Consider the following 23287-nt stretch of genomic DNA (forward strand, 5'->3'; position numbering starts at 1 on the left):
GAACCAATGGTCCCAAGGAGGTGATCGTAGTACCCCGACCGCTACGAGAATTTTATCTCAAAACTCTTTGGAGTACGTAACATCAATATACTAGGAGGTGTTCGCCCTGGATCCGTTCTCGCCATGCCTCTTCGTCTTTTGCAATCGTCAGCGGGACAAGCTCAAAGTCTTGCAGTGGGACCACTCTGGGTTCTGGCTCCACTATAAACGTTTGGAACGCGGGCGGTTTCAGTGGCCAGACGCGGCTCACGCGGGGCCAATTTGTGTGAGTGATTGAGAACTCGCTAGTTGCTGGACGGATTGTCCATCACGCAGCGTCAAGCACATCCAAAAGTGACCGCAAGGACGGTGGTTTAAGTACAAAAAAACGCCGAAAACTCAATAACGACAAGGGATTATGGCGCTCTTTGTCGAACATGTAAGCATGACAAAATCATCGACTTTGACGACCGAACAGGTCGAATCCATACAACAGGAAAATCGGGTACTCAAACAGGAAATCGCGGACTTGAAGCGGTTGTTCAACGAGGTGGAGGTAGAGTCTGAACCGAAAGTGGAGGAACTCGAAACCATCACGTAGCAGCGCAAGAAGCAGTCCGGTCACTGGGAAGAGTTGCTCAAGAACCTGCCTGTTGAACGCATTGAATATTGTCTTCCAGAAGAAGAACAGGACTGTCCTTGTTGCGGGGAGCGCATGCATGAAGAACTTCTGAAGTAAGTATCTGCATGCAGATGAAACGTCGGTGCAGGTTCTGCACGAGGCCGGAAGGCCAGCGGAAACGAGCTCGTACATGTGGCTATTCCGCAGTGGCCGAGACGGTCCGCCGGTCGTCATGTACGAGTATCAGCAGACGCGAAGCCAGGAACACCCTGTCAAGTTTCTGAAGGGATTCAATGGATACCTCCACGTGGATGGCTACGCCGGGTATAACCAAATCCCGAATGTAACCACGGTTTCTTGCTGGAGTCACGCGCGTCGGGGCTTCGATGAGGCGCTGAAATCACTGCCCAAGGAGAAGAAACATGCGCCAGTTGCAGCGCGTGAAGCGCTCAACTATTGCAACCAGTTATTCAAAATCGAACAAGGTTTAAAGGATGCGTCCCCGGAGGAGCGCTACGAGCAGCGACTGAAGCGAAGTCGCCCTGTTCTGGACGCTTTTTCGACGTGGCTTGGTGTGCACAAAGATCAAGTGCTGCCGAAGAGCCAGTTGGGCAAAGCCATTGCGTACTACCTGAATCGATGGTCAAAGCTAGCCACCTTCCTGGAAGATGGGTGTCTTGAGATCGACAACAATCGCGCCGAGCGATCCATCAAGCCATTCGTGATGGGACGCAAGGCGTGGTTATTCAGCAATACCCCTGGTGGCGCAACGGCGAGTGCGATCATCTACAGCATCGTCGAAACAGCCAAAGAAAACGACTTGAATCCACTGCACTATCTGACCTACCTCTTCGAGGAAATGCCAAACATGGACATCGGCGACCCCGACGTTCTGTCCACACTACTCCCCTGGTCCGAAACCATACCGGACAAAGTTCGTGCTCCTAAGCTAAATCGGAAATCTTAACCAAACGCCTCAGCCCCACCAATGTCACCGGTGAGGTAACTTTATATCAACTGACTATGGTGAGTACAGGTGCGGAGTATTTGACGCTCACCTTGATTCTACGGTATCCATATCGTGGGAACCTCTCGCATAGATGGCGAATCCGCTGTTTCAATAGGGCGTCTTTCTCGATAACCGCTTTTTTCGCCTTCTTCAGGCTCCTTTAACAAGCTAAGGCAGATCTTGCGTAACTATCTTGTCGAGCTATCTTGAGACTTCTGCGTCTTCTGCAACCGTGGGCAAATGCTCCCCATCATTTCGCCCACTTCCAAATTTGCGGGCGACAAAAGCTGTGATAAATGGGACAAATATGGCCGTCAGTACGACTGCCGAAGCGATTTCGGCCGTTGCAGTCTGAACAAACGGTTTATAGGTCGCATCAATACTTGCAATCACGGCGGGGTTGGCAATCGAGTTCCCAGACGAACTGGCCAACGCCGCCCCTGCGTATCCTGGACGTCGAAGAAGATACTTATCCGCCAGAAAAGTGAAGCCACCGCCGATCACCACGACAAACAACGCTAAGATAATGCCATTGAAGCCGGCAGTAAAAATACTGCCAAGGTCAATGCCAGCACCAATGGTAAATCCGATAAACGGAATCACAATGGGGAGTCCAGGACTAAATAGCTTTGCGAAATCCGCATCTAAATTCCCAAGGATAGCACCAACGGCGAGTGGAATGATGGCGGCGAGCAAGTTCGTGAACGGAATATGCGCAAGCCCCGTTACCCCCAAAGTCAGCATCGTGAGAAACGGGCCGTCGTGAATATTGAGAAGCGACATCGCCGCCGCGTCCTCCGTTCCTCCGTATTCGCCTACGAGCGATAGATAGAGCCCACCGTTTGCGCCAGTCACTGTTGAGAAGATAGCGAGTACAGGAATGCCGAGAATACCTGAAAGGCCGAAAAACCGTGCAATGAGAAGTCCGAAAATTGCACCTGCAGCGTATTTCGCGAGTAACAAAACAATGCCGCGCTTCAAGGCCTCTGGCGCCTGTCGCAACTTTAAGCGCGTACCGACAAAAAACAATTGAAGCCCAATCATCGCGTCCAAACCGGTACTTGAAAAAATCGCTGACGTAAACGAACCAATTTCAAGTGCCTTTGGCGCAAACGTATGAATTATCGCTGCTAACAACAATGGCACAATCATCATGCCGCCAGGAATACGTTGGATACCCTTGAGTATTCTCACACGAAATCCTCCCACAAGGAATGTTTTGTCGCTGGGGCCGTGGTATTTTCGAGAAAGCGCTTTCTAAACGAACGGAGAATCTTGCTTTTCTTGTAAGAGGGACAATATACATGTCCCTCACTCAGCGATGGTTCGAAGTAACGCGATAAGATTTGCTTTTTCCTCGAACCCGATACCAGGCGTATCCGGTAACGTCACATAACCGTCAACGACTTTGTGATGATCCGCAAATCCACCAAAAGGCTGAAAGACACCAGGATAAGATTCATTTCCACCTAATCCAAGCCCTGCTGCGATATTGAGCGACATTTGATGCCCGCCATGTGGGATACAACGCCGTGACGACCATCCATAATCCTTCAACATGTCCAGCGTTCGCATATACTCGACCAATCCATAGCTCAAGGCACAATCAAATTGTAAGTAGTCTGTCTCTGGATTCATGCCACCATAGCGAACTAAATTGCGTACATCTTGCATCGAAAACAGGTTTTCTCCAGTCGCCATCGGCTTGTGATAATGTTTGCTCAACGTTGCTTGCAATTCATAATCAAGCGGATCCCCCGCCTCTTCATACCAAAACAAGTCGTACGGCTCAAGCGCTTCTGCGTACGCCAGTGCTGTCTCTAAGTCAAACCGCCCGTTGGCATCGACAGCGAGTGAACGCCCGCTGGGAACCACCTTCAGTACAGCTTCGATGCGACGTAAATCCTCCGCAAGCGTATCCCCGCCGATTTTCATCTTCACCACGGAATAGCCGAGATCCAAATAACCCTTCATTTCGTCCTGCAGCGCCCTGAGGTCCTTGCCTGGCTGGTAGTACCCGCCGGCGGCATAGATGAAAACTTTATCGTCCGCTTGCCCGTCGCGATACCGATCTGCTAACAGTTGGTATAGAGGCTTGCCTTCGATTTTTGCAACGGCATCCCATATCGCCATATCTAACACACCGACGGCAACAGAGCGTTCGCCATGTCCACCCGGTTTCTCGCCAGTCATCAGGACATCCCATATCCGAAACGGATCAAAATTACTTCCATCCTCTGTGAGAATGCTTTGCGGATCAGCCTCCAATAAGCGAGGAATAAATCGTTCATGAAGGAGCCCACTCGGGGCATAACGGCCATTGGAATTGAATCCATACCCAACAACACGTCGGCCATCCCGAATGACATCGGTTACAATTGCAACCGCCGAAGCAGTCATCTTGCTAAAGTCGATATAGGCATTTCGAATACTCGAACGAATCGGAACGGCACGCTCCACAATGTCAAGAATCTTCAATGATTTCCACCCCTATCGTCGCCATTGGTTTCCATTTGAGTACGGCATCAAGCCGCGAACTAAACACGTCTCGATGAACTTGCATTCAGTGTAGACGAAACCAAAATTCATGTATAGTGAATATATATGAACAATTCAATCGGGGTTTTCGATTATTTTAGCGGATAACACCACGCAGGGGGAGACGAAATCAGATGGAGCTCAACTGGCTGAATACGTTTATTACGGCAGCAGAAGAAGGAAATTTTCGCCGTGCCGCCGAGCGACTACACATTGCGCAATCCACCGTGACACTTCACATTCAAAATATAGAAACATATCTGGAGACCCAACTGTTTGATCGCGTTGGCCGCACCGTCCAACTAAATAGCACTGGTTTAGGTTTTTTGCACTATGCCAGAGAAATCATGAATCACTACAACGAAAGCATTGAGTATGTGGCCAGGCGCTTGCAGGGTTATCAGGAGACGATACACATATCGGTTTCCACACTTGTCGCAACGACCCGTCTGCCGGCGTGGATTCGGAAATTTCAAGCACTCAGTCCTGAAACAGAATTCTCTATTGAAGTAACGGGTTCCAAAGAAGTCCTGGAAAGTGTGATGAATCTGTCGTGCGATATCGGCATTAGCCGCATTCCAAGCGAACATGAGCAAATCCAATGTCGCAAACTATATGACGACCCAATCGTACTTGTAGGCCCACGGGGAATCCGTCAAACGAATACGGTAGATACAACAATTTCATACATTTTTAAGAAATACCTATTGTTCACATACAACCATCCTCTATATTGGGACAACCTTTTATTTCAGTTACGACAATTCATATCCAATGTCCGGACGTTGCGCGTGAATAAAGTCCACGTATCTATCGAATGGATAAAAGAAGGGATGGGCGTATCCTTTCTGCCGCTCAGTACCGTTGAAAGCGCCATTGACCAAGGAGAAATCGATTTGCTCCCATTCCCATACTTCCCACTTCCCTGTGCGCATACTTATCTACTCACACAAAAAAATACAACCCGGGCAGTCGATGACTTGATTCATCTCGTCACCGAACACGAAAAATAAGCTGACAAGTTACGCCGACCAAACAAAGAAACGAGCATCTGATCTACCCTATGCTCGTTTCTCCATCAAGCTGAAAGCTACCGTTCAGTTGGCATCCACACCTAGATGAATCGGTGCTGCTCACATCAAAGGAAGGGTGTATTACCAACGCTTTCACTTCAACTGTTTATTTGGTCGTGTCATCTATCATTTGGCGAATGACTTGACGAATCGGCGTCGTTTCACGTCCAAGCAGCTTTTCAAAATCGTTACTTTCGACTTCCAACGCGCCTTCTCGAATTCCCTGCTGAATACTGACAAGCATAGGAATGACAAAATCCGGCACGCCAGCTTGCTTCATGATATTCGCATACGTCGCGTCATCGACTTGCTCTACAGACACTTCTTTGCCAAGTACCTCACCGACCACAGTTGCCAGTTCCTCCTGCGTGAGCAACTGACCAGAAAGTTCGTAAATCGTATTTTCATGCCCAGTCCCAGACAATACAGATGCTGCCGCTTCCGCATAGTCTCGTCTTGCGGCCCACCCTACTTTGCCAGAACCCGCAGCAGTCACCCACGGCGCACCGGCCAAGACACCTTGAATACTTGAAAGTTCATTTTCTAGATACCAGTTGTTTCTTAGAAAAGAATACGGGATACCTGTCTTCAAGATGGCCTCTTCTGTCGCGCGGTGCGGCGGAGAAAGGAACATTTTGCTCTCCTGAGCATTCACCAAACTGGTATAAGCGATGAATCCCACTTTCGCCTCCGCCGCCGCAGCGACCGCATCCGTGTGCTGGCGAATTCGGGTCTCGTTATCCCCATCAGCAGAGATGATTAATAACCTATCCACACCGGCAAAAGCAGAAATGAGGGTTTCGGGGTGATCGAAATCCCCATGCCGAACCTCCACACCCCGGGCTCGCAAATTTTCCGCCCTCGTTACATCCCGGACACTGACGGCCAATTCCGTCGCAGGTACAGTCATAAGCAACGTCTCGACAACCATGCTGCCCAGTTTGCCCGTAGCGCCTGTCACCAACATCTTCATCATCGAATCCTCCAATGTTCTCGCTTTTTAATGAAATCAACTCAGTTACAGTTTAGAACAAAAAAATGTTACTTGGAAAGAATGCCTGCAGACACAGCACCCTCTGCAACATCCGCAACCGTATAGCGGCGCAATGTTTCAAGAATGGCCTGCTCGACTTCTAGCGCAATCGCATCAAAAACGGTTGGCATCCCCGAACCCACAGGACACATGGGATTAGGTGCTGCCGGACTAGGTGCCAACGCCCTATCCATTTCTAAAGCTTTGTAAACTTCCGACAATCGAATGTCTTCAGACGGTTTTGTCAGCCGATATCCCCCATCACGCCCCTCCCGAGTTTCAATGAAACCTACTTCTACAAGGCGTTTCAAAACGCGTCGGAGGAAAACAGCATGGGTATTCACACTGGATGCAATAAAACTGCTCGAATAACCATCCCGATTTTGAGCAAGCAAGGCCAATGCATGAACCGACATGGAAAACCAACCACTCGCCGCCACTTCACTTCGCCTCCCGACACCCATACTGTAATCAATTCAGTTTCAGTTTGTCAACACACTACGGGAAATCCTTATGAAGGTATGTAGCACACTCGCACAATTTTTAGCATGTCCTAAAGGTCATGTAGCTGATGTACGTGCGTTATGCTGTGCCGATACTCGCCATGTACTGCCACAGTGAAGGCTCAAATCAACCGTTCAACCGTGTTAGAAATAACGCCATTCTGACGCTTCAATGAAATAAACATTTTGACCTCGTACAGCTGAGAGTCGATTTCTCAATCTAGGTTGCGATAGGTCAACATCAAAATGAAACACAACAGGCGTATCACTCGCATTGAGATAGGTGTGTTCACAGTCTGCGTGAAACCGAATGGAGTCAAAGAAGTTTAGCCCGTGCTCAGTCCGTTCAACCAAAATGCTAAGGCTTCCTGACATAACCATAGTAATTTCGACAGAACCCGCATGATGCCGTTCTGTGAATTGGCTGTGAGGCTCCAGAAACGCTCGGCTAAGCCCAGTCGTTCCATAGGTCGACATCGTAAACATGGGCTCAATCACCCAGTTACCGTCGCCACCGACCAATTGAAAACCTTCACCTGAACGCGAGATGCCCACCTGCTCCTCCATCACCAGCAGCGCTGTCAGCGGTACAGACAAACCTCGTGGAATCTTCCACATCATCGCAAGTGTTGGATTTGCTTCGCCACGCTCAAATTTCTCCAAGGTGAGTTTACTCACCCCCGTTTTTTCTGCCAATTCATCCAAACTCAAATTGTGCTCACGCCGAATGTGCCGCAGTCGAACTCCAACGCGTGCCGCTAACCGCTTCGCTTATCGTTGGATGTCTCATACAAAAAAAATCCTTTGAGAATGGTGACCTTACGCTCACTTACGATTGTTCGAAACGACCAGGTTCCCGAACTTTCCATCTCACCCAAAGCATATTGCAGATATACAGTGCGCCCGCCACACCGAGCATCGTACGAATGCCAAGCGCCGCTGATCCGACACCACCGAGAAGTGGCCCAGCAAAACTGCCCAAAAACGTCGCGCTAGACGTGAATCCATAAATTTGCCCGCGCTTATCACTCGGAGCCATTCGTCCAATCAACGCGTTGGCCGTTGGCAAAATGCCCCCAATGAACATACCAAGACCAAACCTTGACGCAATAAACACCCAAATGTTTGGAGACAACGCCTGAGGCAGATAAAATAACCCCGCCCCCGTCATACAAATGGTCAACACACGACGATAGCCAATTTTATCGCTTCGTTTGCCAAGGAACGGAGATGCAATCAAATCAGCGAGTCCAGTCACCGCAAATGCAAAACCCGCTATCGTATTCAAATATCCAACATTTCCTGCCAACTGTTTCATAAATACGGAAAGGACAGGCTGTACACTCATGACCGTGAACTGCGTCAAAAATAACACAATGAACATCGGGCGAACCATCTTCAACTCTTTGATTGCCCTAAACTGACCAACTAAGGAAGGTTTTTTCCTCGTCGGCGCAAGTTTACCCTTCGGTTCTCGGACAAATAACAGTGTAATCGTAAACGCGATGAATGCGAAAATCGTCGTGAGAAAGAAAACCATATGGTAGTTTTTAAAATAGTCCGCAGCCACGCCACCCAACAACGGTCCAACCAGCGTCCCCACCATGCTGGATGTCTGAATCCACCCCAGCGAAAACCCTAATCGGTCTTGGGGAATCACGCTGGCGACCAGTGCGATAGACGCCGCTGAAAATCCGCTGAAGGCTCCCTGAAAACCTCGGATAATCATCAGTTGCCATGTACTCTGAGCCAACCCGAGAATGCCTGTAAAAATCCCGATAGCGATGGTAGACCGCAACACCATCATTTTGCGGCCGCTTCTATCAGACAATGAACCCCAAAATGGTGACATGATAGCGGCCATCAAGGGCGTCATCCCTTGAATGATACCTGTCAAGATGTCGACGTATCGAGGATTGTGAACACCCAATTGCTCGACGTAAAGCGCCATAAAAGGGTTCGAACTGGAGAAGGCAATCGACATACAAAACTGAACTGCGGCCATAATCCACAGTATAGATTTCCAGGAAGTCGTCCCGGAACGACGTTCTTCACTCATAAACATTCCTCTTCGCTGTATCGTATTATGTAACTATAACAGTAACATTTCAGCGGATGGGATGGAAACGAAGCGGGTTCCTCGCCGTGTGCCCAAAGGCTTTAAACACCAGATACTGCAAAATGGAGCCCTGACGACGATGTCGTCGAGCCCCATTTACTAAAAAGAACTGCAATGCTGGATGCGCCTTAAGCAAAGCATCAAGCATCACTATGTCCAATGAAGACAAGTTTCATAAACACTGGACGGATTTATATCGTATAAGATTCCAACGTAGATGACGCAAACAACGCCTCAATATCGACTGGTTTCTGAATCATGCCCTGTTCATAAGAATAGTTCACCGCAGCCTCAAGGGTATGGCGGTTTGCCTCAACGCCATATGGCCAGAAATCCTTTCCCATAATTTTTTCGGTACGTTCCACTTCTGCGGTCAACCACGGGAGTGTGACCTTCAACGCAGCTGTTTGTCTGAATCCTTCATACACGACTTTCTTTGCCTGTAAAAAAGCCTGATATAAATTCATGGCGACCCACGGATGGCGCGCTAGAATCTCTTCCTTAATCGCAATTACGTGCATAATTGGAAAAATACCGGTTCGCTCAAAATACGCCTGTTCTTCGCGCACGTAATCCGGAAACAGACGTCTAACATTTGGTGAGCCCGCCAAAAACGAGGATGGCGCACGAGGTCCAATAAAGGCGTCAATCTCGCCCTTTTCCAGCATGTCATTCAATGTCTGGTGGGGGCCAATCGGTTGGATATCTAGTTCGTCGGGTAATTGCAATGAGACCTTTTCAATCCTTCCCGGTGACTCCTCACCCCCGATTTTCCACTGGATGTCTTTCGGATGAACGTCGTATTCATGCTGTAAAATACCGCGTATCCACAGGCACGCAGTCAATTGATATTCAGGTATGCCCACCCGCTTCCCACGCAAGTCAACAGGCTGCTCAATCCCTGCGTGTGCATTCACAAAAATGCACGAATGGCGAAACATTCTCGACACAAACACCGGAATGGCCAAGAACCTTGGCATCCCTTTATCACGAGCTATCAGATATGACGACAACGACAACTCTGCCACATCAAACTCTTGATGTCTCATCATCCGCCAAAAGGTTTCCTCCACCTCCATCGTTAGAGGATTCAATGCAATCCCTTTCGGCTGAATACTTCCATCTAACAAAGGAGCCACTCTATCATAATTCCAACAGCCAAACGAAAGATTTAATTTGTTCATCCTGAACGCCCCTCTTCGCTTAGACAAACCCTTCATCATTAATCCACTATCGACCAGACACGCCAACCTGATGCTGAAGAAAAACCTCCTTTTGCTGTTTTGAAGAATCCAGCACAGCTAAACAGACTTCCAAGGTCGCTAACGCCCATCGTCCGTCATGTATCGGACACCGTATTCCCTCTATGGCATCATGAAACTCAGAAACTACAGAGTCGTGAGCCGTTACGTTCTCTGGCAAATGGAGATATTCGATTTCTCGGTCTCCATATACAGCTAATCCTTGCGGGGTTTGGCGAATATCTCCATTCTCACAAGATACCATTGTCATTCCGAATAGCGGCAGTCGTTCGACAGCAGCATATTGAGCCGTGGAGCAATAGCCTGCGCGACTGCGCTTCATCTGCACCTCGGTCTGCGTATCTGCCAACTGTACCTGTCTTCTTTGTCGCCCATATTGAGGCATTGCCCTATAGTCGTCCACTTCCCCCCATTCCCCAAGTCCAAAAGTCAACTCGGACGAGTGAAAATGGTCATAGCCGTTATACACCGCCGTAGCGACAGTTCCATCCGTAAACTCAAGAAAGACGGTGTGTGCGCCTTCCGTTGGGCGGCTGCCATCCCAAATGCCCGTGGTGGCACGAACACTTCTTACTAAACCACCGCCAATTAAACGAATGATGTCAAACTGGTGCGCGCCTTGCCGAAAAACGACGCCACCCCCGAGTGCGGTATTTAATTCATCCGGCAACCTGGGACGATATATCCAATCGCTGTAACACCAATTGTGAATCATTCGGACGCGACCCAGACGGCCCGTCTCCACTATCCTTCGAATTTCTTGAATCGGCGGGTCAAAGCTATGTGAATGGCCGACTAGAAGAATGACCCCTTGTTGTTCAGCCATCTGGACAAGCGCGAGAGCGGTATCCACATCCAATGATAGCGGTTTCTCAACTAATACATGTTTTCCATTTCTAAGCGCACAGGCGACATGCTCCGCATGCAGTGGCGTAGGTGTCGAGATGTACAGGGCATCCACATTTGACAATTCGGCCAATTCTTCTGCATCGTGGTAAACGGGGACGTCAAAATCACGCGCAAAATTTGTCCTTTCCTCTTCCACGGGTGACGCTGCAGCGACCATCCGAATGCCAGGATGCTTGAGAAACGCCGGGAGCATTTTACAAAACGCCGTTCCCAACCCCGCAACACCGAGTCGAATCATCTATCTCACGACCCTTCATCCAATTCCGAAATTACCACCCGGGCGTTATCCACAATCTCGCCGCACCAAGCACAATGAGAACAATAGCAGTAATAAACAGTGTCCTGCGCCCTCCAATACTTTACTAGGAGGCTCCTTTCGTTCAACAACGGCTGGCTGCAGTTCGGACAAAAGAGTTTTCGCGTGTGTTTGGGGACAGAGATTTCTGGTCTCCGCTGTTGCATCGGCCTCCCCTTCAACATCACTTGATGCCTACCTTGCTAAATAGGTCAATAAGCTCTTGAACAACGGGGCAAAAACGGGTTTGAAAACGCATCGTAACGCTCTCAAAACCTTCACTAAAGTGATGCTTCTTCCGTTCCAAAGGAAGTACAATCATCTCGTTGAGTTCCGGATTGCGAATGACGCCTAACGGATCTTCGCCATTTTCCACCTTCGCGATTTGCTCCATAAACAACTTTCTTAATAGGATAATGCCTTTATCTGTCGTTCCTAAGTGCTCATCTGTCCGATCCGCGACAGCCCCCTGTGTAATCCAGGCCATAATATCCTGACCATCAATATAATCCGTGATAAATTCCCCCGATTCATCCTGCCAAGGGACGTCGTACAGACACAGTTTTTGCAGTGCTGGTGGTACCTCCACACCTTCTCCCGGAACATACGCGTTATACCAAATATGCCAAGTGTGCGTATCGTCAATCGGAATCCTCATTTGAAGCGCATAAGTACCAAGTCCACCACTTCCGACCGCAAGTGTAAACGGAAATACAACAGGGTGCCCAACCCTCCAATCATCGACATTCTCACTCTGTCCCTCCAGAAGCCGCCGTTTAATAATGCCGTATTCAAACACATCAAACGCGGTCTTTACGTGATGTCGACTAAAAGCTACCTTCACATCACGCCCCATTTCACGGCTCTTAAATTCGTGATAATGACCATGTAGCCATTCCGTGTGTACCGGATCTAACGAATTCTCCATCACCTGCATAAAGTTCACTGGGAGTACCGCTTGACCGACGATTCGAATCGTTCCTTCCGTCGCAAAAGCGTCATATCGTGGTAACAGTGGCACTGGCTGTGGACCCATGTAAGTGAACAGCATCCCCCCTAGTCGTTCAACCGGATATGCCTTCACCCGAATTTTATTTTTAAAAGTACTATCCTCCGGCTCATTCGGCTGCTCTGTACATTGTCCCTCGTGATTGATACACCAGCCGTGATAGGGGCAGCGGATGCCGTCCTGTTCTGGAATTCCGTATGCAAACGACGCCCCCCGATGCGGACACTTCTCCTCGATTAACCCAAACTTCCCTTTCAAATCGCGGTACAACACTAAATCTTCACCCAAAATACGAATTCGCTTTGTCCACTTGTCCTCCAGTTCCACTTCAGCGCCCACCGGGATCCAATAACGACGCAACAAATTTCCCATCGGGGTACCAGGCCCTACCTGCGTCAGCGTTTGATTTTGCTCATAACTAATCATCTACGCCTCTCCCTTTCCCACCGAATCAATCCCTTGGAATGAACCAGCCAGCCTAGCCTTTTCCTCGTGGTACCGCCACGCTTTACGAATAATACTCGGTGCCCAATTGGACTCACGCGTTCTCTCGAGGTTTTCGCCCTCCAACACATGAAAATCCGCATTGATTGACGCCGCATAGAACTGTTTCTTCGCATTCTCCTCAAGATAAACAGAGGCAGCAAAGACTTCCTCAATTCCGCTGCCGACTACAACATTCCCGTGATGACGAATCTGTACCACCGGACTCGTTCCCAGGATTTCTGCGAGTTCTACAGCCAATTCTCGCGTATTCACCAAGCTCGATTTCTCGAACACAGGGAAGTCAGTAGTAAACGCCCCGATGGAGAAAACTGGGCGAAGGGGGTGGCCGGCAATCCCCAACACAGTCTGCCAATGAGGATGACTATGAATGACAGCGCTCACATCTGGTCTGCGTTGATAAATCGCTGCGTGAATATGAACCTCGCTGGGCGGTTCTTGCATCCCCTCATCCACTCGACCATCCAGGTCACATGACACAATATCCTCTACCGTCAGCGAGGCGCGGCTCGCTGCTCGAGCGTTAATGAGAAATCTGTCCTGCTTCGGCAACCGAAAACTAAAGTGGCCGTTCATATCCAGAATTCCAATCCGCTCCAACATCCGTACTGCTTTCACGAGCTGTCGTCGGATTGCCACTTCGTCGTTTATTTCCATGAACATCCCGTCCTCTCAAGTTACTCATCGCCATCGCCAATTCCATCATTCAGTGTGCCTGAATCAAAGATAAGCTGATGTCACGGTATTTTCAAATAATTATTTAGATGTAATTGATATAACGTTTTTCTTATATATCATGTACAGTCTGAAATACAAACATGCCACGGAGGTCATTGACGACTTCAACGGTCGAACTCCGTATTCCATCCATTTCTATTTTTTATTAAGGGGCGTATTGAGAATGCAGTTCAATATTTTTGCGGAGTTAATACAGCCATCGCCGCTGCGGACAAAATCGCTACAGCCGCAAGAAATCCGAAGGAAGCGGAATAGTTGTTATTGGGCCCCAACAACAGACCCATGATATACGAAGCGAAGGCACCAATAAAATTGCTGACACCGGACAATACACCACCGGCCTTCCCCATCTGCGTCTCTCTACTGAAACTGTGAATTAGGGAATGAATGACGACCGTAGTACCTTGCAGTACCCAGATAGCAATTCCAATCATAATTAACACCAGAATTGTGTTTTGAACTTCAGTGGAGAAAAAAATTAACACCGCGTAAATAAGAAAGAAAACAATCCCAAACGGCGCTCGACGTACCAAACGGTCAGACCATCGACTTAACCAAAGCAACATTCCGATACCCAAAAACCAAGCCGCGGCCGTAAAATCCCCCATACCAGACAGGCTCATGTGGCGCACATCTGTTAAATAGGATGGAAGCCATGTGTTAATCCCAAAGATACCCATACCTGTCGCCGTGTTTGCGAGTGCAAGAAACCAAAACCGATAGTTCTTAAACACGTTTGTTCTCGCAAAGTTCTGGGCCCTTGGAACCTCATTTGTCTCCTGCAAGATACCAGACTGAATCCGCTCAATTTCCAGTAACGACGCGCGTGAACTCTGTGGTTCATCCCTGACCAATGTAATCAATAACACAATCGGTATCAAGCCAGCCGCAGCCAGAACAAAGAAAACGGAACGCCACCCCAAAGTGCTAAGCAGTGCAGGAACAAGCAAACCCGCAGCCGCAACGCCTAGGTTAATCCCGGAAACCCAAACTGCACTGGCACGACTACGTTCTTTCACCGGAAACCATCGGGCGGTTAAATTGTTGCACACAGGCCAAATAGCCGCCTCCGCGAGTCCCAGCCCAATACGCGAAACGTACAGCACTCCAAGATTTGTGGATATTCCGCCCAAAAATAACATCACAACCCATACGATACAGGCGTAAATCGCAATCCTCCTCGGCCCAAACCGGTCACTCAAAAATCCCCAAACAGGCATCCCAACGCCATAAGCCACCGCAAACAGCGTCGTCAGCAGCCCGGCCAATCCATGCTTCCCAACAATATTCATCGCCACCTGAAAAGGTTGGTCATGCATTACAATGCCTACGTTCACTTTGTCGATCATCCCAATGGTCTGTAATACAACCAGCGCGGGAACGATGTGTAGCCAACGAATATTTGTCAACGGACGCCCGTGCTCACGTTCTACCTGCGTGCTCAATATTCCACTCATCTCAGCCTATCCCTCACTAAATAAGGATAAAATAAAGTTTGATTACATTTTCCCGAGAAACCGGAACTTCTGCTCGCTTGTCGCCTCACCAAATTGTATGCGCTTACATTTCGTTGGAGATTGTATAGACCACTCGATGACAATGCCTCTTCATTCACACCCTCTTTCTTCATTAGATTACATATAAACCCAATACAAAAGTAACTAAATCTTACAGCACCTCTGAGCAGATAAACCATATCACCGACGAAATCAAACCAACCAAGCAACTTCTAAGCTGTTGCATTGAACTTAACTTAAGTCTGCTGTATTTTCAAATAACTATTCTGATGTTATTTTATAAGCGATTACGAATATCCCTTTAACATAAAGGAGGGGGCTCATTGGACGATCCGCTCAAACTTAGCCAACTTCAACTGTTCTGTTCCGTCGTAGAAAATGGGGGATATACTCGAGCCGCTGAACACCTCAACATGACGCAGCCAGCAGTAAGTCAACAAGTCCGTATCCTGGAGCGACAATTAGACGCAAGGCTGTTTGTCCGACGGGGGAATCAAGTGTTGCTCAGCGAGGTTGGAAAAGTGGTCTATGAATACGCGCAAAACATGTTGCGTCTCGACAGTCGTCTAAGGGCTGCCGTCCAATCCCTATCTTCCAAGGAAAATGAAACAGTAGTACTCGGAAGTAATCGTCCATTCGGGCGATACTTGCTGCCGAATATCTTGGCGGAGTATTGCAAAAAATTTCCTAACGCAAAGGTCGACGTTCATTATGCGAACTCTGAAGAAATTTGTGAACAAGTCCTCAATAACATGGTCGACATTGGTCTTGTCACTTGGGATCCCTCGATTGAACTCCCTCCTCGACTCACGTCCCGCGTGATGCGGAACGACCCATGGTGCCTCGTTGCTGCGAGCCACTCAAGCTGGGCGAGGGAGCATACAACCATCAGCCGTGCCCTATTTGAAACCGCCCCGCTCATCACCGCTGTGGAGGGGTCGACCAATTGGAAAATCGTGCAGCGTATGTTGAGTGAACTAGATATTGGGATGGAGGACTATCACGTCCGCCTGAGACTAGACGACATCGAATCAATGAAGCACATCGTACTACAAGGACTCGGAATTGCCTTCCTACAGTTAAGCGCTATTCAACAGGAACTCCAAGATGGCCACTTATTTAGCTTTCAATTTCCTGCGGGATACCAGCCCGTACAAAGCTACATTATCGTCACAAAAACCAAAGGTCATATTACCCCCAGCGCAGCACAGTTAATGAATTACCTCCGTGGGGACAACCTCAATTGATGTCGTACAACGTGCGGTTGATTTCGCCCTTTATGAAAATCAACATAGGCACCGTCAAAGAAACGGTGCCCTTTCTAGCGCCCCCTTTGGCATTGTGACGCGGTTCTACCTGTTTATCTAGAATTCCTCATAGACAGCCGGATCTTGATTTCTCAACCTGCCATCAGGTCTCGCTAACCCCGAAATCACGTTCATGTCCGCATCGTCCAACGAAAAATCGAAGATTGAAATGTTTTCAAGCTGCCGCCTAGGGTTAGAGGACCTCGGAATGGAGATGGCTCCAAGTTGATAATGCCAACGCAAAATCACTTGGGAAACCGTTTTATTGTGCTTGCGGGCAATTTTTTGTAACGTTTCGTTTTCAAACACGTCATTTGCCCTAGCCAATGGGCTCCACGATTGTGTCTTGATATCGTGTGCTTCATGCCACTTTCGTTGAGCCTCCTGATTGAAGAATGGATGCAATTCTATCTGGTTTACCGTCGGCCTGACCCCAGTTTCCTTCTCCAGACGCTCTATATGGTCAGGCAAAAAATTTGAGACGCCAATGGAGCGAATAAATCCCCATTTTTTCGCATCAATCAGCGCTTGCCACGCCTCGACATATTGATTCTGCTTTGGATTTGGCCAATGGATCAGATACAAATCGTAATAATCTAAATTCGCACGATATAACGATTCTTGAATTGCAACCACAGCTTGGTCATACGTGTGATAACGTCCAGGCAACTTCGATGTAATTCTCAATTCTTCTCGCGGAACCGAACTGCGCCTAACCGCTTCCCCTATGGTCCCTTCATTTTCATAATTATACGCGGAATCGAGCAGTCGGTATCCTGCATCAATTGCACTGACTATCGCGTTGACACCCGCATTGCCCCGCAACTTACCGGTACCTAAGCCGACGACCGGTAACGTAACCCCATCATGAAGCGTAAGTTCTGGAATGGAGGTTTCCAAGGTTAACCACTCCTTCAATAAGATTTAAGATTACTATCGTATAAACGAAGAGCAATTGCAAAGGGCAAAGCACAACAAACAAGCGCGCCAGAATCATTCCCTATCCGGCGCGCTTGATGACTAAACGAATAAATTAGCTAATCCGCAAAATCGGTTTGACCACCAAACCATTTTTTGAGTCCTCAAACGCCTGATTAATTTGTTCGAAATCGTAAAATCCCACGAGCCGATCAAATGGGAATTTGCCTTCCTTGTAGTAGCGAATGAGCTTCGGAATAAATAACTGTGGAACAGCGTCGCCTTCAACGACCCCTACGACAGATTTACCTTCGCCCATGATATCCAACTGAACGTTGAACGTAACCTCACCAGTCGCGCCAACGATAGCCACCGTACCCAAAGCACGTAAAGCCCTTACAGACTGTAAAACAACAGGCGTAACACCCGTGGTCTCAACGGCATAGTGTGTTCCACCATTGGTGATTTTTTTAATCTCTGAAATAACATCAACCGTCTTCCCATTCAGCACGTGAGTAGCCCCTAGCTCTTTTGCTAATTCAAGACGGCTGTCATGGACATCAACGGCAACAATGGTCGAGCACCCCGCAATTTTTGCAGCCATCACTGCGCTCAACCCCACAGCTCCACACCCATAAATCGCGATGGAATCTCCTGGGCGCGGCATCAATTTATTAAGAACAGTACCACTACCAGTCTGAATTCCACATCCCAGTGGCCCCAATAAAGCCAAGTCTACGTCTTTATCTACTTTAACTACGTTGCGCTCGTGCGTAACAGCATATGTGGCAAAAGAGGATTGTCCAAAGAACGTAGAAACCTCTTTTCCACCTTGATGAAGTCGATGACTATTGTCGCTGGCGAAACCACCAAAATTCAACTCGTTCATATGAACACATGTAGATGGATGGCCACTCAAGCAATTTTCACACTGGCCACATGAAGAAAACGATAATACCACATGGTCCCCCGGCTCAATATTCGTTACGCCAGGGCCCACTTTCTCTACAATGCCTGAGCCTTCATGACCCAACACTGCCGGAAGTGGAACCGGTATCATTTGCTCCCGAACAACGGCGTCCGTATGGCAAACCCCTGCGCCCACAATTCGAACCAATACTTCATTGGTTTTCGGAGCATCGAGATTCAATGTCTCAATTTGAAAGTCCTCATCCTTAGAATGGATCACTGCTGCTTTAATTTCCATCAAAAACCCTTCCCTCTCTTACTTGATAATTTTCAATAACTATCTTATTACAAACAGATACTAAATCCTAATTGTTAAGGTCCTAGGTTTGGCCGCAATGTCTAAGCGCCGCACAATTACGACCCGCCAAGGCTTCGTGTATGATTCTATTGCTTCACCCAAAAGGTGCTCCTTCCTAGCGAAGATGTGGTTCTTGACAAACTCATCTTAGCCATACGGGGAGCACCTTTTGGGTGATTCACACCAGTTTATGAGGACACAATCGTCGAAATCAGGGATACACCTAATCTAGCACTACAAGTGTCAACTCAGTTTAGACTGACTTTCTTGTGTGGCTCACTGCGCAGACGTGGCAAATTAAATCCGTACTGTTGTTGGACAAACAGCAGTGCAATCGCGGCGATCACGCTTGGAATTGCAAACGCCAGAAAGTTGACCGCCAACGGTAAATGCGCCGTCAACAGCACCCCACCCATGGTAGGTCCTAAAATGCCGCCAATACGACCAATTCCGAGCGACCATCCGATACCTGTCGAACGCATATCTTCTGGATAGTATTGAGAGACATAGGCGTTGGCCACAATCTGTGTACCCGTGGTCGTCGCGCCGGCAATAAACAACAAAATATAGAGGAATACCATGTCCGGTCGAGTACCAATCAGAATCATTGAAATGGCGGCCACACGACGATTCCATGATGCCGCATATGCACTCGTATTAATGCTGAGGCTGTGCCTGGTACGCACGATGGGTCCGTTCCACCTGGCCGATATGCTTTTCCAAATGCTCGGTGATAAAATGGCCAATGATCCATGCTATCGTTTTCGTTCCAAACTTGGGGTTTACAGCTTCAATCGACAAATCGTCATCCGTCAAGCGGGAGAGCATGTGCAACACTTCCTGTTTGCCTCGATTCAAACCTTCCATCAGTGTCACCAACGTCTCTGTCCCTGACAGATTGACCGCCTCCAGGCGAGCCTCATGCGTTACCGTCCGACCAAAATTCGTACCCGGATTCCCTTTCACATGCAGTACGTCCTGGCTGAAGAAATGTTCAAATTCAGCGACGTGTGCCAATATTTGAGCCACTGACCACGCATCCCCGGATGGCTTAAAATGAAGTGCCGGAGCCGCCACCTTGACAGCTGCCCGCTCCAAATCAGCGTGCAACTCGCGAATACCCGTCGCAATTTTCCGTACATTTTCCGTGTTCACAATGCGGTTTTCGAGCGAGCCAATCCCTTCAATTTCTACACGGACGACATCGCCGACCTTCATGAATCCTTTGGGATTCATCGCGACGCCAACACCACCAGGTGTCCCTGTGGCAATAATGTCTCCCGGCTCCAGCGTCATAAATTGAGATATAAACGAGATGAGAAACGGAATGTTGAAAATTAAACGACCCGTGTTGTCGTGTTGGCGCAACTCATCATTTAGCCACAGCTTGATGTCTAACCGATGTGGATCCGGCAGCTCATCCGCTGTCACCATGACGGGTCCAATCGGCCCACTGAGATCGAACGACTTCCCTTGCAACCATTGTGGTGTGCGGTGTTGCCAATCTCGCACGGTGATATCATTCAATACCGTGTAACCAGCCACATAATCCATCGCATCTTCCTCTGAAATGTATCGCCCTTGCTTGCCAATGACAACACCGAGCTCCGCTTCATAATCCAATTGGTCGGAAACCTGCGGGAAAGGTACGCCATCGCCATCGGCACATACCGTGTTCGATAGTTTTGCGAACACGACAGGGATAGTCGGAACGTCGCGTTTCATTTCTGAAACGTGATCATGATAGTTTCTGCCTACACATACAATTTTCCCAGGATGAGGAATTGGCGACAGCCGTTGAACTGAATCCGGGTCGTAGATGTACGCTTGACGCTCCGAGGCTGACTGTTCCAAAACAAAGTTCACCACTTGGCGAGCGTGATCGAACGTCCTGTGACTCCCCCTGAGAAACGCAACGGCATCTGTCGGGACAAGCAAGTTTGCGAGTCTATCTGATTCGTGCTCTCCCCGTGCAGCAAGCGCCGCGACATGCAAGATTCAAGTCGAGAAATCCTTCTTCGATTTCAATACCAATTCGTTCTTCGTGGTTCACCAAAAATGATACAATGCGCATCTCTAAATCCCCTCATCAAAATAGATTGTGATTATGCCAAAACATCGCTATCACTTAGAACTTTAAATTCGTCTGTAATCACCTGACGCTTCTCTGGATGCGCCTCCGTTTTGTCGAGATGCAACGCTTCCATCACGGGCAAGTCGTTGGTCGAGAACAGGTAGGCACCCTGACTTCCAGTGTTAACGTGCTCATGCCAAGCCCAGTTTGGAATAACAAACGTGTCCCCTTTTTTCCAGCTAAACTTCACACCGTTGATCACGGTGTAGCCCTCTCCGTCAAACACGTGATAAATTGCGCTGTGCACGTGGCGATGTGCCCATGTTGCGTGTCCTTCCGGCAAGAACTGCATCATCGCGCCAATTGTATTCGCAGCGGCTTTCCCCGTCGCCGGATTGATGAACTCGACCGCGTACGCATCAAACGGATCTGCCTCGAGTTTTGCCAAATTTTCCAACGCCTGTTTAGTTTGGTTCCATTTAAATACCGCTTGCGGTGCGTAATGGTTCTGATGATCTTGAACAGGGCGTAAGCCAGACGCGGAGTAGCGAAGCGCCGAATAATTGTCAGGCTTCGTCACAGGCTGGTTAAAGTCGGGATAGTGTTCGAAGAACATGGCGCCTAATTGGTACAACATCGGAATGTCCAAGCAGTCTAGCCAAAGCATCGGTTCACCGCCGCTATGGACGTGATCGTGCCAGAGACCTGCAGGGGTGATGAGGAAGTCACCCTCCTCCATGTACACGCGTTCGCCTTCGACGATGGTATATGCGCCGGAACCCTGTACGATAAAGCGAATCGCACTTTGATTGTGCCGATGGGATGGTGCCTTTTCACCCGGGAGCAGCAATTGAATACCTGCATACAACGTTTGCGTAAGTGACCCCCAACCCCATGGTTCGAGATCTCTAGCACCTGGATTACTAAAGAAAACAACTCGCCGTTCTCCTCCGCGGTCCGGCGTCACAAGTTCCCCTGACTCCATCACGAAATTTTTTACTTCATCCCATTTCCATAGATAGGGGATGACTCTTGGTTTCGGCTCTTTGGTCATGATGCTTCCAATAGAATTCCAGAGGGGACCTAATTTCCGGCTTTTCAAGCGATCATAATACTCGTTTAGCCGTTCTTCATATGTCATCACAACAACCTCCTTGTAATCGCTATCATATCGATTTCTTGCTGGCTAATTTGATGTTGTGTCCGCCATATATCCACTCAACAAAACTGAGATCACTTGAAGCACGCCGTTCGAGAATGGTATTTCGCAACAACACCGTAGTTGGGTCTGACGCATGAATGATGTGACCCCAAGTACGAACACTGCGCTGTACGCGTGCTGTACGCGGGATTCTCTCGTTTTGATATTCAGCGAATACGTGTTGAATATCGTCTCCATACTTCTCGAACATCCGACCTAAACACTCCGCATCTTCAATCGCCTGACATGCGCCTTGAGCCATGTACTGGTACATCGGATGTGCCGCATCCCCCAGCAACGAGATTCGTCCCATCGTCCAATTGTCAATGGGCTCTCTGTCAAACATCTTCCAATGTTTGTCTCGATGAATGTATTCCATTGCTTTCTGAATGGTCGGACAACAGATTTGATAATGTGCATCGAGTTCATCTGGCCCTCCCCAATCTTCCACCCCCTCGTGATAGCGCTTACTTTTAAAGACCGCGACTTGATTATATAGCTCGTTTCCACGAACGGAATACTGCACAAAGTGCATGTCTGGTCCAATCCACATAACAACGTCTTCCAAACGCGCATGTGCGTTCATCCCAGATAGCGGTACAGCTCCTCGATATGCGATAAATCCATCTGGAATTGGTTCATCCTCGACCAAGCGCTTCCGCGTGGTCGACCACAGCCCATCAGCTCCAATCACGGCGTTGGCCATATACGTTGATCCATCTTGGCACTGAACTTCAACCTCTGACCCGAGATCATGCATATTGACGACCTTTTTGTCAGTGATGAGGAGCATATTCTCTTCCTGTCGACAAGCGTTTGCAAGTACCGCGTGCAAGTCAGACCGATGCATCACCGCATAGGGATATCCGTAGCGATGCAAGAATTCTTTTGTCAGGTCAAGTGCGGACAACTCACGCTCACGAATTGCGTCCATGAGGACAAGTCTTTCCGGAAATACAGCGTATTTTTTAATTTCATCGTAGAGTCCCAAATTGTCCAATACTGCAATCGCATTAGGGCCCAACTGTAACCCTGCACCAATCTCCGAAAATTCCGGAGCTTGTTCTAGGACACAAACGGATTGCCCAGTCCTCGCGATGGATAAAGCCGCAGCGAGCCCGCCAATGCCGCCACCAATCACCAAAATCGAACTGCCCACTTTGTTTCACCTCATTCCCGATATGTTTACATATAGTAAACAATATTCACTACTGTTTAATAAAATGATATCACGCCAACACCGTTTTTGTAAACGGTTACTTTTGTGCTCTCAAGCACCAAAGAACGAGCGGGCATAAGAAGCTCCTACATCAAACCGCCTGCCGGGAGTTTCTTATTGGTACCGAAAGCCATATCGTTTGTCTCGCGTACTAAACCATTGGAAGTTGTGGTATACTTTTTCGGAAACGT

21 protein-coding genes and 1 pseudogene are annotated in these 23287 nt (G+C 48.5%); 5 read left to right on the forward strand and 17 right to left on the reverse strand.

Annotation, left to right across the window (positions count from 1 at the left end; translation table 11 throughout):
• Positions 1-97 precede the first annotated feature (97 nt).
• From tnpB to tnpC, 3 genes and pseudogenes are all read left to right on the forward strand, one after another.
• A complete protein-coding gene (tnpB, locus tag J3482_RS21830; protein WP_206922417.1) occupies positions 98-277 on the forward strand; it encodes an IS66 family insertion sequence element accessory protein TnpB in 180 nt (59 codons plus the stop codon).
• 147 nt (positions 278-424) lie between these two features.
• Positions 425-580: a hypothetical protein gene (locus J3482_RS22135; protein WP_438938616.1), complete on the forward strand. Its 156-nt coding sequence runs from the start codon at positions 425-427 to the stop codon at positions 578-580.
• A 111-nt stretch (positions 581-691) separates the two neighbouring features.
• Positions 692-1568 (forward strand): annotated as a pseudogene (gene tnpC, locus J3482_RS11240) (IS66 family transposase); the annotation flags it as partial.
• A 243-nt stretch (positions 1569-1811) separates the two neighbouring features.
• On the opposite strand, the gene J3482_RS11245 reads toward tnpC, so the two are convergent.
• Together J3482_RS11245 and J3482_RS11250 are read right to left on the reverse strand one after the other, a co-directional pair.
• The gene (locus tag J3482_RS11245; protein ID WP_146822186.1) at positions 1812-2804 is read right to left on the reverse strand and encodes a 2-keto-3-deoxygluconate permease; all 993 of its coding nucleotides are present in this window, start codon (positions 2802-2804) and stop codon (positions 1812-1814) included.
• Positions 2805-2921: 117 nt separating this feature from the next.
• Positions 2922-4088: a mandelate racemase/muconate lactonizing enzyme family protein gene (locus tag J3482_RS11250; RefSeq protein ID WP_236018159.1), complete on the reverse strand. Its 1167-nt coding sequence runs from the start codon at positions 4086-4088 to the stop codon at positions 2922-2924.
• Between the two features lie 194 nt (positions 4089-4282).
• Here J3482_RS11250 and J3482_RS11255 point away from each other — a divergent pair, with 194 nt between their 5' ends.
• On the forward strand, positions 4283-5161 hold the full coding sequence (locus J3482_RS11255; protein ID WP_146822188.1) for a LysR family transcriptional regulator: 879 nt from the start codon (positions 4283-4285) through the stop codon (positions 5159-5161).
• A 166-nt stretch (positions 5162-5327) separates the two neighbouring features.
• On the opposite strand, the gene J3482_RS11260 is transcribed toward J3482_RS11255, so the two are convergent.
• The 9 genes from J3482_RS11260 to J3482_RS11300 form a co-directional block, all read right to left on the reverse strand.
• Positions 5328-6194, reverse strand: a complete 867-nt coding sequence (locus J3482_RS11260; protein ID WP_146822189.1) for an SDR family oxidoreductase — start codon at positions 6192-6194, stop codon at positions 5328-5330.
• A gap of 68 nt (positions 6195-6262) precedes the next feature.
• A complete protein-coding gene (locus tag J3482_RS11265; RefSeq protein ID WP_206916718.1) occupies positions 6263-6694 on the reverse strand; it encodes an RrF2 family transcriptional regulator in 432 nt (143 codons plus the stop codon).
• Positions 6695-6901: 207 nt separating this feature from the next.
• Positions 6902-7495 carry an XRE family transcriptional regulator gene (locus J3482_RS11270; protein ID WP_206922438.1) on the reverse strand — a complete coding sequence of 198 codons (594 nt, stop codon included), beginning with the start codon at positions 7493-7495 and terminating at the stop codon, positions 6902-6904.
• 91 nt (positions 7496-7586) lie between these two features.
• Positions 7587-8816 (reverse strand): MFS transporter, encoded by a 1230-nt coding sequence (locus tag J3482_RS11275; RefSeq protein WP_223204065.1) that lies wholly within the window; start codon positions 8814-8816, stop codon positions 7587-7589.
• Positions 8817-9067: 251 nt separating this feature from the next.
• Entirely contained in the window at positions 9068-10060 is a 993-nt protein-coding gene (locus J3482_RS11280; RefSeq protein WP_146822192.1) for a PhnD/SsuA/transferrin family substrate-binding protein, read from the reverse strand.
• Between the two features lie 46 nt (positions 10061-10106).
• Positions 10107-11285 (reverse strand): Gfo/Idh/MocA family protein, encoded by a 1179-nt coding sequence (locus J3482_RS11285; RefSeq protein WP_206922418.1) that lies wholly within the window; start codon positions 11283-11285, stop codon positions 10107-10109.
• 241 nt (positions 11286-11526) lie between these two features.
• Positions 11527-12777, reverse strand: a complete 1251-nt coding sequence (locus J3482_RS11290; protein ID WP_206922419.1) for a Rieske 2Fe-2S domain-containing protein — start codon at positions 12775-12777, stop codon at positions 11527-11529.
• Positions 12778-13512, reverse strand: a complete 735-nt coding sequence (locus J3482_RS11295; RefSeq protein ID WP_188332171.1) for a class II aldolase/adducin family protein — start codon at positions 13510-13512, stop codon at positions 12778-12780.
• A gap of 251 nt (positions 13513-13763) precedes the next feature.
• Complete coding sequence (locus tag J3482_RS11300) at positions 13764-15050, reverse strand: MFS transporter (RefSeq protein ID WP_206922420.1); 1287 nt, start codon at positions 15048-15050, stop codon at positions 13764-13766.
• A gap of 383 nt (positions 15051-15433) precedes the next feature.
• Between J3482_RS11300 and J3482_RS11305 the strand changes: the two genes are divergently transcribed.
• On the forward strand, positions 15434-16357 hold the full coding sequence (locus tag J3482_RS11305; protein ID WP_206922421.1) for a LysR substrate-binding domain-containing protein: 924 nt from the start codon (positions 15434-15436) through the stop codon (positions 16355-16357).
• 117 nt (positions 16358-16474) lie between these two features.
• Here the strand turns inward: J3482_RS11305 and J3482_RS11310 are convergent, their stop codons facing one another.
• From J3482_RS11310 to J3482_RS11335, 6 genes are all read right to left on the reverse strand, one after another.
• Positions 16475-17317, reverse strand: a complete 843-nt coding sequence (locus tag J3482_RS11310) for an aldo/keto reductase (RefSeq protein ID WP_146822198.1) — start codon at positions 17315-17317, stop codon at positions 16475-16477.
• A 133-nt stretch (positions 17318-17450) separates the two neighbouring features.
• Positions 17451-18542, reverse strand: a complete 1092-nt coding sequence (locus J3482_RS11315) for an NAD(P)-dependent alcohol dehydrogenase (RefSeq protein ID WP_146822199.1) — start codon at positions 18540-18542, stop codon at positions 17451-17453.
• Positions 18543-18850: 308 nt separating this feature from the next.
• Complete coding sequence (locus tag J3482_RS11320; RefSeq protein ID WP_328702694.1) at positions 18851-19288, reverse strand: MFS transporter; 438 nt, start codon at positions 19286-19288, stop codon at positions 18851-18853.
• A complete protein-coding gene (locus J3482_RS20920) occupies positions 19260-20456 on the reverse strand; it encodes a fumarylacetoacetate hydrolase family protein (protein ID WP_236018160.1) in 1197 nt (398 codons plus the stop codon). The genes J3482_RS11320 and J3482_RS20920 overlap by 29 nt, the downstream gene beginning before the upstream one ends.
• 251 nt (positions 20457-20707) lie before the next feature.
• On the reverse strand, positions 20708-21817 hold the full coding sequence (locus J3482_RS11330) for a cupin domain-containing protein (RefSeq protein WP_206922422.1): 1110 nt from the start codon (positions 21815-21817) through the stop codon (positions 20708-20710).
• A 25-nt stretch (positions 21818-21842) separates the two neighbouring features.
• Positions 21843-23036 carry an FAD-dependent monooxygenase gene (locus J3482_RS11335; protein WP_206922423.1) on the reverse strand — a complete coding sequence of 398 codons (1194 nt, stop codon included), beginning with the start codon at positions 23034-23036 and terminating at the stop codon, positions 21843-21845.
• Between the last annotated feature and the right edge of the window lie 251 nt (positions 23037-23287).

It is taken from the genome of Alicyclobacillus suci (genome assembly GCF_017329615.1).
GTDB lineage: Bacteria > Bacillota > Bacilli > Alicyclobacillales > Alicyclobacillaceae > Alicyclobacillus > Alicyclobacillus suci.